The 10112-nt window shown below is 67.1% G+C and carries 10 protein-coding genes; 4 read left to right on the top strand and 6 right to left on the bottom strand.

The features are described from left to right. Positions 1-3 precede the first annotated feature (3 nt). From JDV09_RS23180 to JDV09_RS23155, 6 genes are read right to left on the bottom strand one after another with little or no spacing between them, the layout of a single operon-like run. Positions 4-861 carry an MlaE family ABC transporter permease gene (locus JDV09_RS23180; RefSeq protein ID WP_221371490.1) on the bottom strand — a complete coding sequence of 286 codons (858 nt, stop codon included), beginning with the start codon at positions 859-861 and terminating at the stop codon, positions 4-6. Between the two features lie 10 nt (positions 862-871). After that, the gene (locus JDV09_RS23175; RefSeq protein WP_221371489.1) at positions 872-1681 is read right to left on the bottom strand and encodes an MlaE family ABC transporter permease; all 810 of its coding nucleotides are present in this window, start codon (positions 1679-1681) and stop codon (positions 872-874) included. Continuing rightward, a complete protein-coding gene (locus JDV09_RS23170) occupies positions 1671-2840 on the bottom strand; it encodes a thiolase C-terminal domain-containing protein (protein ID WP_221371488.1) in 1170 nt (389 codons plus the stop codon). Before JDV09_RS23170 ends, JDV09_RS23175 begins: the two co-directional genes overlap by 11 nt. Next, complete coding sequence (locus JDV09_RS23165; protein ID WP_221371487.1) at positions 2837-4039, bottom strand: OB-fold domain-containing protein; 1203 nt, start codon at positions 4037-4039, stop codon at positions 2837-2839. Before JDV09_RS23165 ends, JDV09_RS23170 begins: the two co-directional genes overlap by 4 nt. A 34-nt stretch (positions 4040-4073) precedes the next feature. Then, positions 4074-5282, bottom strand: coding sequence for a CaiB/BaiF CoA transferase family protein (locus tag JDV09_RS23160; RefSeq protein WP_221371486.1), 1209 nt, complete (start codon positions 5280-5282; stop codon positions 4074-4076). Further along, a complete protein-coding gene (locus JDV09_RS23155; protein ID WP_255605896.1) occupies positions 5279-6805 on the bottom strand; it encodes an aldehyde dehydrogenase family protein in 1527 nt (508 codons plus the stop codon). Before JDV09_RS23155 ends, JDV09_RS23160 begins: the two co-directional genes overlap by 4 nt. Positions 6806-7092: 287 nt before the next feature. On the opposite strand from JDV09_RS23155, the gene JDV09_RS23150 reads away from it, so the two are divergent. From JDV09_RS23150 to JDV09_RS23135, 4 genes are all read left to right on the top strand, one after another. Further along, complete coding sequence (locus tag JDV09_RS23150) at positions 7093-7794, top strand: SDR family NAD(P)-dependent oxidoreductase (protein WP_221371485.1); 702 nt, start codon at positions 7093-7095, stop codon at positions 7792-7794. Positions 7795-7848: 54 nt separating this feature from the next. Then, a complete protein-coding gene (locus JDV09_RS23145) occupies positions 7849-8709 on the top strand; it encodes a mycofactocin-coupled SDR family oxidoreductase (RefSeq protein WP_221371484.1) in 861 nt (286 codons plus the stop codon). A 28-nt stretch (positions 8710-8737) separates the two neighbouring features. After that, on the top strand, positions 8738-8932 hold the full coding sequence (locus JDV09_RS23140; RefSeq protein WP_221371483.1) for a ferredoxin: 195 nt from the start codon (positions 8738-8740) through the stop codon (positions 8930-8932). 61 nt (positions 8933-8993) lie between these two features. Beyond that, on the top strand, positions 8994-10112 hold a 1119-nt coding region (locus JDV09_RS23135), incomplete at its 3' end, for a cytochrome P450 (protein ID WP_221371482.1).

Raw genomic sequence — 10112 nt, 5'->3', positions numbered from 1 at the left:
CCCCTAGCCCGACAGATTGAAGTTGCCGTTGGAACCGTAGATCGACAGCGACACCAGCAGCGTCACCGAGACCACCACGATCAGCGAGGTCCGCACCGCGTTACCGACCGCCACACCGACTCCCGACGGCCCGCCGGTGGCGAAGTAGCCGAAGTAGGTGTGGATCAACAGGATCGTGATCGCCATCAGCATCGCCTGAAGGAACGACCACAACAAGTCGATCGGGTTGAGGAAGGTGTCGAAGTAGTGGTTGTACAGGCCGCCGGACTGACCGAACAGCACCGTGGTGGTGAACTGGCTGGCCAGAAACGACAGGATGACCGCGATCGAGTACAGCGGCGTAATGGCGATCATGCCCGCCACGATCCGGGTGGACACCAGGTACTCGACCGGGCGGATAGCCATCGACTCCAGCGCGTCGATCTCCTCGTTGATCCGCATCGCGCCCAGCTGCGCGGTCACACCCGCACCGAACGTCGCCGCCAGACCGATGCCGGCGACCACCGGCGCGCTGATGCGCACGTTGATGAACGCCGCCAAAAACCCGGTCAGCGCTTCGATGCCGATGTTGCCCAGCGAACTGTAGCCCTGCACCGCCAGCGTGCCGCCCGCCGCCAGCGTCAGGAACCCGACGATCACCACGGTGCCGCCGATCATCGCCAACGTCCCCGCACCCATGGAGATCTCGGCGATCAACCGGACGATCTCCTTGCGGAAGTGCACCGTGGCATGCGGAATGCCCGCCAACGCCCGGATGTAGAACAACGCATGGTCACCAATCCCGCCCAGCATCGCCACCGGCCGCCGGACCAGATGCACCAGGCGCGGGAACCGCGCCCGTACCACCGCTGAGGTACCCATGTCGCCCGCCCTAACCCGTCGTCATCCGGATACCGATGGCCGTGACCACCACGTTGATGACGAACAGCGCCATGAAGGCATAGACCACCGTCTCGTTGACCGCGTTGCCGACCGCCTTGGCACCACCACCGGTGATCGTCAACCCGCGATAGCACGCCACCAACCCGGCGAGCAGCCCGAACAACGCCGCCTTGACACACGAGATGATCACCTCGGGCACCCCGGTCAGCAGCGTGATCCCCGCGGCGAACGCCCCCGGATTGACGTCCTGGATGAACACCGAGAAGAAATAGCCGCCCAGAATGCCGATGATCACCACCAGGCTGTTGAGCAGCAACGCCACCAGCCCCGACGCCAGCATCCGCGGAGTGACCAGCCGCTGCACCGGGTTGATGCCCAGCACCTCCATCGCGTCGATCTCCTCACGGATCGTGCGCGAACCCAGGTCGGCACACATCGCCGTCGCCCCGGCACCGGCCACGATCAGCACCGTGACCAGCGGACCCACCTGGGTCACCGCACCGAAGGCCGCACCCGCGCCGGAAAGATCGGCCGCACCCAACTCACGCAACAGGATGTTCAGGATGAAGCTGACCAGCACCGTGAACGGAATCGCCACCAGCAACGTCGGCGCCAGCGACACCCGGACGATGAACCAGCACTGCTCCAGGAACTCCCGCCACTGGAACGGCCGCACGAAGATGAACCGCACCGCGTCGGCGGACATCGAGAACAGCCCGCCTATCGCCTGCATCGGCCCGGACAGGTTCCGAATCTGCGGAACACCGACCGACCAGCGCTCCGGCCCTTTAACTGCCATCAGATCCCGACCCTTCCAAGATCGTCACCGCCGAAACCGCCGTCGGACCGCCGATGTTGTGTGCCAGCGCGATTCGCGCACCGTCAACCTGGTTGACGGCCGCACCCCGCAACTGGTGGAACAACTCGACGCACTGTGCCACACCGGTGGCACCCGGTGGATGCCCTTTGGCCTTGAGGCCTCCGCTGGGGTTGACCGGCAGCGATCCGCCGACACTGGTGACCTCCGCCTCCAGAAGCTTGTAACCGCCCAGCCTTTCGGCGAAGCCCAGATCCTCATAGCTCATCAGCTCGATACCGGTGAGAAAGTCATGCACCTCGGCGACGTGGACGTCGACCGGCGACATCCCGGCCATCGCGAAGGCCTGCTTGGCGGCCCGTGTAGTGGCGGGGAACGTGGTCATGTCCGGCTTGTGCTGGTGCATCACCGAATCCAGCCCCAGCCCGACGCCACGGATCCACACCGGCCGATCGGTGAACCGGTCGACGACGTCGTCGGCTGCAATCACGAGCGCTGCGGCACCGTCACTCTGCGGCGCGCAGTCGTACATCCGGAACGGGGTCACCACCGTCGGTGCGTTCAGTGCCTGCTCCATCGTGATCTCAAAGCGCAGCCGCGCCTTCGGGTTGTTCACACCATGGCGGTGGTTCTTGACCGCCACCATGGCTAAGTGTTCTTCAGTTGCCGGAGATTCGTGGAGATATCGGCGAACATGTAGGGCGAATCCTGCGGGGGCGACCAGTCCGAGCGGATAGTCCCAGGCCATATCGCGCGCCATGGCCTCCCATTCCCACAACATGCCGGCCGACGTGGTGTCCCGCAGCTTATCCGCACCCATCACCAACGCCACGTCGAACGCTCCGGACGCGATGCCGAACAGCGCGTTGCGGATCGCGTCGTGACCGGTCGCGCACGAGTTCTCCACCCGGGTGACCGGCAGGTCGGGCAGCCCCAGGGTGTCGGCCAGGATGCCGGACGGGAAGCCGTCGGCGGTGCCCATCGCGCCGAACCAGGCGGCCTGCAGGTCGGTCTTGGACAGTCCCTTGTCGACCGTGGCGGCGCACTCGGAGAACGCCATCGGCAACAGGTCCTTGATTCCGAGCGCGAAGTGCTCGGCGAAGGGCGTCATGCCTGCCCCGACGATCGCGACGTTCCTCACGCCGCTCCCTGATCCGGTTCGAAGGCGTAGCCGTAGTCGGGCACCCCGGAGCGGACCGCCACCCGGCGCAGCGCCAGCCGTCCCCGGTCGCCGATGTCGACGCTGCCCGGCGGGGCCCCGGTGACCTTGACCAGCGCCCGCACGTCGACGTCGTCGAGCTCGACGATGACCAGCGAGTACGGGGTGCGCAGGCCCGGCACCGGGATGTGCACCGTGGTCTCGGTGTACACCGTGCCGGTGCGTGGCAGCGGGACCAGCTCGTAGTCGGTGGCCAGCGCGCCGTCGGAGCCGACCCGGTAGCGGGGCGGGAAATCGAGCTCCGGTGGGTCACCGGCGTCTGCGGTATCGCCGGGGTTTGCGAATCGGCCCGCTTCCCAACGCACTTTCGCCTCGAACGCCCGCTCGTAGGCGGCCAATGAGATCGGGATGTTCGTATCGGCGACGAACCTGCCGTCGGGCGCCGGAAGCGGTGCGGGTTCGCGACGGTGGATCTGTGCGACGCCGCCGCTGACGGTGATGCCCGACAGGATGGCCTGCTCGGCGGCCACCAGCGGACCGGTGACACCCCGCTCGGCCAGCCCGGCCAGCGCGAAGAGGCTCGCGCTGGCGCCGAGGGTCGGCAACGCGGGCGGGTCGGGAAGGCACAGTTCCAGCGCGCGCTGGTGGTCGACTCCGGCGACCGCGACCGGGGTGTCCAGCCAGGCCGCCGCCAGGGATGCCACCAGGCCGCGCTCGTGCAGCAGCCGTGGGTCGCCGTAGTCGTGGAGGTCGCCGGTGGCGTTGCGGGTGCGGACCGGCAGGCTGCGCGCCACCCGCGCCGCGGTGCGCACCTGCAGCCCCTGCTCGGCGGTGACGATCGCCGCGGCCCCGGCGGGTTCCACGTCGGCGCCGATGATCAGCGTGCGCGGGCGGGCCGAGCTGACGGCGTCGACGGTGGCGGGCGCTCCGCCGAGCCGTTCGTCGACCTCCAGTTCCGGGTCCAGCCCGAGGCCGGCGAGCAGCACCGCCGCATTGCTGCTCTCCAGCAGCGGCAGGTCACGACTGACCAGCACGACCCGCTCCACTGCGCCACCGCCGGTCAACGCCGCGCGACCGGCCTCGACGGCCATCGTGACGGCGTCCTCGTCATCACCGGCCACCCGGTGCAGGGGTGTACCCCAGCACGGCAGGTAAGTGCCGACTGATGCGACGAACGGCATGACGGTATCTCCAGCGGTGGGTTGGGACGGCAGATCAGGTGACGGCGCCGGCCGTCTTCAGCTCGATGATGCGATCCCAGTCCAGACCCATCTCGAGCAGGATCTCGTCGGTCTGCTCCGCGAATCCCGGAGCCGGGCCCGAGTCCGGCGCGGCCACGTCGAACTGGACGGGGTTGGCCACCAACTCCAGCTCGCCGGCCCTGACAATGTACTCGTTGGCCCGGATCTGCGGATCCCGCGCTGCCTGCAGCGTGTCCTGCACCGGTGCCCACGGTCCGGCCAGCGTCGCGAAGCGCTCGACCCATTCCAGCAGTGGCCGCTTGGCCATCGCCTCCCGCAGGATCTCCACGGCGGCCGGGGTGTGCTCGGCGAACGACTCGGCGGTCGCGAACCGCGGGTCGTCGATGTAGTCCTCGAGGTCCATGTGCCGGCACACGTCCGCCCAGAACTTGGTCGGCTGCATCATCACGAAGGAGATGTAGCGGTCGTCGGCCGTCGCGTAGAGACCGACGAGCGGGTTGATCGGTGATCCGTGCACGCCCGGCGGCGGGGTGACCATCAGCTGCTGCAGATGCTGGGTCAGCGCGACGGTGTGGCCCATCGACCACAGGCCGCTGCCCAGCAACGACACGTCGACGACCGATCCTTCGCCGGTACGCTCGCGCTTGAGCAGCGCCGCGGCGATGCCGCCGGCCAGGTTGGTGCCGGAGATGGTGTCACCGTAGGCCGGACCGGGCGGGCCGATCATGCCCTCGATACCGGGCGGGGTGATCGTCGCCGCGGTGCCGGCCCGGCACCAGAACGCGGTCATGTCGTAGCCGCCCTTGACCGCTTCCTCGCCGCGGGGGCCCAGCGCGCTGCCGCGGGCGTACACGACCGTCGGGTTGACGGCGCGGATGTCGTCGACGTCGATGCCGAACTTCTGGCGGTGCCCGGGCAGGAAGCTGGTGAGGAACACGTCGGCATTTTTCGCGAGCTCCATCAGGAGCTCGCGCCCCTCGGGTACCGACATGTCCAGGCCGATGCTGCGCTTGCCGCGGTTGGCGTGCTCGATGTTGGGGTTCGGGTCGCCCTCGACCCGCAGCGGCCCGGTCTGTCGCAGACCGCGCTGCGGGTCACCGGTGACCGCGTGTTCGACCTTGATGACGTCGGCACCCCATTCGCCGAGGACGGCCCCGGCCGACGGCACGAACCCGTACATCGCGACCTCGAGGACGCGGATTCCGCTCAGCGGCTTGCTCATCGGCCTTCCTCCGGCGTGACAACCGTCGCGAAGGTCTTCGATTCGAGGAACTCCTCCAACCCGGCCCGGCCCATCTCCCGGCCGATGCCGGACTGCTTGAAGCCGCCGAACGGGCTGTCCGGGCTGAAGTAGTTTCCGCCGTTGATGGAGAAGGTGCCGGTGCGGATGCGGCGGGCAATGGCCAGCGCCCGGTCCTGGCTTCCGAACACCGCACCGGACAGGCCGTAGATCGAGTTGTTGGCGATCCGCACCGCGTCGTCGTCGTCCGAGTAGGAGATGACCACCAGTACCGGACCGAAGACCTCCTCCTGGGCGATCTCGCTGTCCGGGTCCACATCCGTGAGCAGTGTCGGCGTATAGAAGTAGCCCGGGTCGACCTTCTCGCCGCCAGTCACCAGGGTGGCACCGGCTGCGACGGCGCGCTGGACCATACCGTCGACCTTGTCGCGCTGCTTCTGGCTGATCAGCGGGCCCATGTAGGTCTTCGGATCGGCCGGATCCCCGTAGCGCACCATCCCGAAGTTGTTCTTGATCAGCTCGACGATCTCATCTTTGTGCTTCTCGGGCACCAGCAGACGCGAGGTCAGCGCGCAGCCCTGGCCGGCATGCGTGACCATGCTGAACGCCGAGAACAGTGCCGCGGCGTTGAAGTCGGCGTCGTCGAGGACGATCGCGGCCGACTTGCCGCCCAGCTCGAGGAACACCTTCTTCAACGTCTCGCTCGCGGCGGCCATGATGGCGCGGCCGGTCGGGGTGGACCCCGTGAAGGTGACCATGTCGACGTCGGGACTGGTGGTCAGGGCGACGCCCACCTGTGGGTCAGCCCCGGCGAGCACGTTCACGACGCCGGCGGGGATGTCCGTGTGCTCGGCGATCAGCTCGCCGAGGGCCAGCGTGACCAGCGGGGTGTCGGGGGCCGACTTGAGCACCACGGTGCATCCGGCCGCGAGCGCAGGCGCGAGCTTGGCCAGCGCCAACTGGGTCGGATAGTTGTAGGCGATGATCGCGGCGACGACGCCGCCCGCTTCCTTCTCCACCCACCGGTGGTGCTGCATGCCGCGGATCTCGACGTTCCCGAGGTCCTCGGTCATCGGATAGGTCTTGAGCAGGTCGGCGTAGTAACGCACGATGGCGATGGGTCCGTCGAGTTGGGCGCCGCTGCAGAGCGACTCCGTGGCACCGACCTCGGCGATCGTCAACGCGGCCAGCTCGGCGCGATGATCGACCAGCGCCTGGTGGAGCTGCTCGAGGCAATGCACCCGCAACTCGGTGTTGGTCGACCAGTCGGTGGTGTCGAACGCCTCACGTGCGGCGGCCACCGCGGCCTCGGCATCGGCCACCGTGGCATCGGGCGCGTAGCCGAGCACCTCACCGGTCGCCGGGTTGAGAGACGGAAACGTCCGTTCGGTCTCGAGTAGCTGTCCGTCGATCAGCAGGCGGCGATCGGGATGCGAGGGGTTCTGTTGGCCATCGTGACCGCTGCCACCGTCGTGCCCGCTCGAGATCGTGGCTGTTTCCTGCATCTTCCTCCTCTTCGACCTGCAACTTCATGTGACCGAAGTGGGCCTACATGCGCAAATGTGACGGAAACTGCATTCTCATCACCGGCGAATCATACATTCGCGAGGGGAGAACTCAACTAGAAGGACGCAACCGCTGCGGCCAGCGTGAAACGATGCGACACCTGGGCGTAAAACGTCTCAACTGTGCGAGCGCAGAGGCTCTGATGTCTTGCTATGGAGCAGTATGCGAGAGTACGGTTCTCATTATCGGAAGGACGATTCTTGGAGACTGAGGACGGAGACCGCGGGTGAAGAACGCCGTCGTGACCGGTGGCGGCTCCGGCATCGGTGCCGCCATCGTGCAACGCCTGTCGGCCGACGGACTGCGCGTGGCGAGCATCGACCTCAACCCGGGTGAGGAGAAATTCTCCTACGCCGCCGACGTGACCGACCGGTCCGCCGTCGACTGCGCGCTGGCCGAGATCCGAGCCGAGCTGGGCCCGGTCACGGTGCTGGTCAACGCCGCGGGGCTGGACCGCTTCAAGCGCTTCACCGATCTCACCTTCGAGGACTGGTCCAAGGTCATCGATGTCAACCTCAACGGGGTGTTCCACTGCACCCAGGCGGTGTTGCCGGACATGCTCGAGGCCGGCTGGGGACGCATCGTCAACATCTCGTCGTCGAGCACGCACTCGGGTCAGCCGTTCATGGCGCCCTACGTGGCGGCCAAGTCCGCGGTGAACGGCCTGACCAAGTCGCTGGCGCTCGAATACGGACCGTCCGGGATCACGGTGAACGCCGTGCCGCCGGGCTTCATCGACACACCGATGCTGCGTAAGGCGGCGGACCGCGGATTCCTCGGCGACACCCAGGCCCAGATCGAGGCGACCCCGGTGCGCCGCATGGGCCGCCCCGAGGACATCGCCGCCGCGTGCGCCTTCTTCATCTCCGAGGAAGCCGGATACATCACCGGCCAGATCCTGGGCGTCAACGGCGGCCGCAACACCTGAGCCGGCCCAGCACCAGCAACACCCCCCCACAGAGCATCGAAAGGACAGCACTACATGGGACGCGTTCAAGGAAAAGTCGCCTTCATCACCGGCGCGGCGCGTGGACAGGGCCGCAGCCACGCGGTGCGACTGGCCGAAGAGGGCGCCGACATCATCGCTGTCGACCTCTGCGAGGACTTCGACACCATCGGCTACCCGATGGCGACTCCGGCGGACCTCGACGAGACCGCGGCGTTCGTCGAAAAGGCCGGACAGCGCGTCTATACCGCCAAGGCGGACGTGCGCGACGCAGCGCAGCTGAAGAAGGCACTCGAGGAAGGCATCGCCCAGCTCGGCGGCCCCGACATCGTGGTGGCCCAGGCGGGCATCGCGGGAATGAAGGGCGAACCGCCCATGCAGGCGTGGACCGACGTGATCAACACCAACCTGGTCGGCACGATCAACGCCATCCAGGTTGCCCTGCCCCACCTCAAGGAGGGCGCAGCGATCGTCGCGACCGGTTCGACCGCAGCGCTGATGGACGCGCACGACAAGCCCAATCCGGGTAACGATCCCGGCGGCAAGGCCTACATGACCTCCAAGCGGCTGCTCTCGGAGTACGTGCACGATCTTGCGACCGAGCTCTCGGTGCGCGGCATCCGCGCCAACGTCGTTCACCCGACGAACTGCAACACCGACATGTTGCAGAGCCCGCCGATGTACAAGTCGTTCCGGCCCGACCTCGAGAACCCCACGCGCGCAGACGCCGAACCCGTGTTCGGCATCCAGCAGGCCATGAAGGTCGACTTCATCGAGCCGGAGGACATCAGCAACGCGATCCTGTGGCTGGTCTCCGACGAGGCGCGCTACGTCACCGGTATGCAGCTGAGGGTGGACGCAGGCGGATACTTGAAGTGGTACGACTACCACGTCTGACGGGCGAACTTCCAGAGGAGGAACGAGCGTGAAGGTCTTTGTCGACTCCGGGCGATGCCAGGGGCACACACTGTGCTCGATGATCGCGCCGGAGTCCTTCGAGCTCAGCGATATCGACGGGACATCCTCACCGATCAACGAGATCGTCCCACCCGACCAGGAGGCCGCGGTCCGCGAGGCGGCGCACTCCTGCCCGGAACAGGCCATCTCGATCGAAGAATGATCCAGTCGGGCATCGCTGGTTGCTGCCCAACGGATCCGAATAGCACAGGGAGACAAGAGCCTTGAGTGTCGACGACGTCGTGGACGGCACCGCCGACGACAGCCGCAAACAGCCCACCTACTACTTCGACCGGCACACCACGGAGTACCGGCTGCAGTTCGAGAAGATCACCGAGGAGATGCAGGCCAAGTGCCCGATGGCATGGTCTCCGACCTACAACGGCCACTGGGTCGCCGCGGGCAGCAAGCAGGTCTTCGAACTGGCCCGCTGTCCGGTGGTGTCCAACCACCACGACATCTCCGGTGAGACGCCCTACCAGGGCATCACCATCCCCAAGGCCAGCCGGGCCACCGTGGTGCGCGGCGGCATCCTCGAGATGGACGAACCCGAGCACAGCACGTACCGCGGCGCGCTGAACCCGTACCTGTCCCCCGCCGCGATCAAGCGGTGGGAACCGTTCATCGACGAGATCACCCGCGCGGCGATCGACGAGCACATCGAGTCGGGCCACATCGACTTCGTCGATCATCTCGCCAACGTGGTGCCGGCGGTGTTCACGCTGGCCATGATGGGCATCACGCTCGACAAGTGGAACGTCTACAGCGAACCCACCCACGCGTCGGTGTACACCCCGGAGCACTCGCCGGAGCGCGAGAGGATCAACGAGATGCACCGCGAGATGGGTCTCGATCTCGTGAAGAACATGATGGAGATCCGGGAGCATCCGCGGCCCGGACTGGTAAACGCGTTGCTGCAGTTGCGGATCGACGGCGAACCCGCGCCCGACATCGAGATCCTGGGCAACCTCGGGCTGATCATCGGCGGCGGGTTCGACACCACCACGGCGCTGACCGCGCACGCGCTGGAGTGGCTCGGTGAGCATCCCGACGAGCGGGCCCGGCTCAGCGCCGACCGCGACAACCTGCTGAACCCGGCCACCGAGGAGTTCCTGCGGTTCTTCACCCCGGCCCCCGGCGACGGCCGGACCTTCTCGGCGGACGTCGAGGTCGAGGGCAAGCAGTTCAAGGAGGGCGAACGCCTGTGGCTGTCCTGGGCGATGGCCAACCGCGACCCGTCGGTGTTCGACGAGCCGAACAAGGTCGTCATGGACCGTAAGGGCAACCGCCACTTCAGCTTCGGCATCGGGGTGCACCGCTGCGTGGGCTCCAACGTGGCGCGC

Origin of the sequence: Mycolicibacterium xanthum, from assembly GCF_019710635.1 — a bacterium.
GTDB classification, from domain to species: domain Bacteria; phylum Actinomycetota; class Actinomycetes; order Mycobacteriales; family Mycobacteriaceae; genus Mycobacterium; species Mycobacterium xanthum.
Note: the sequence above shows the minus strand (reverse complement) of the source record. Positions and strands in the feature narration are given on the sequence as shown.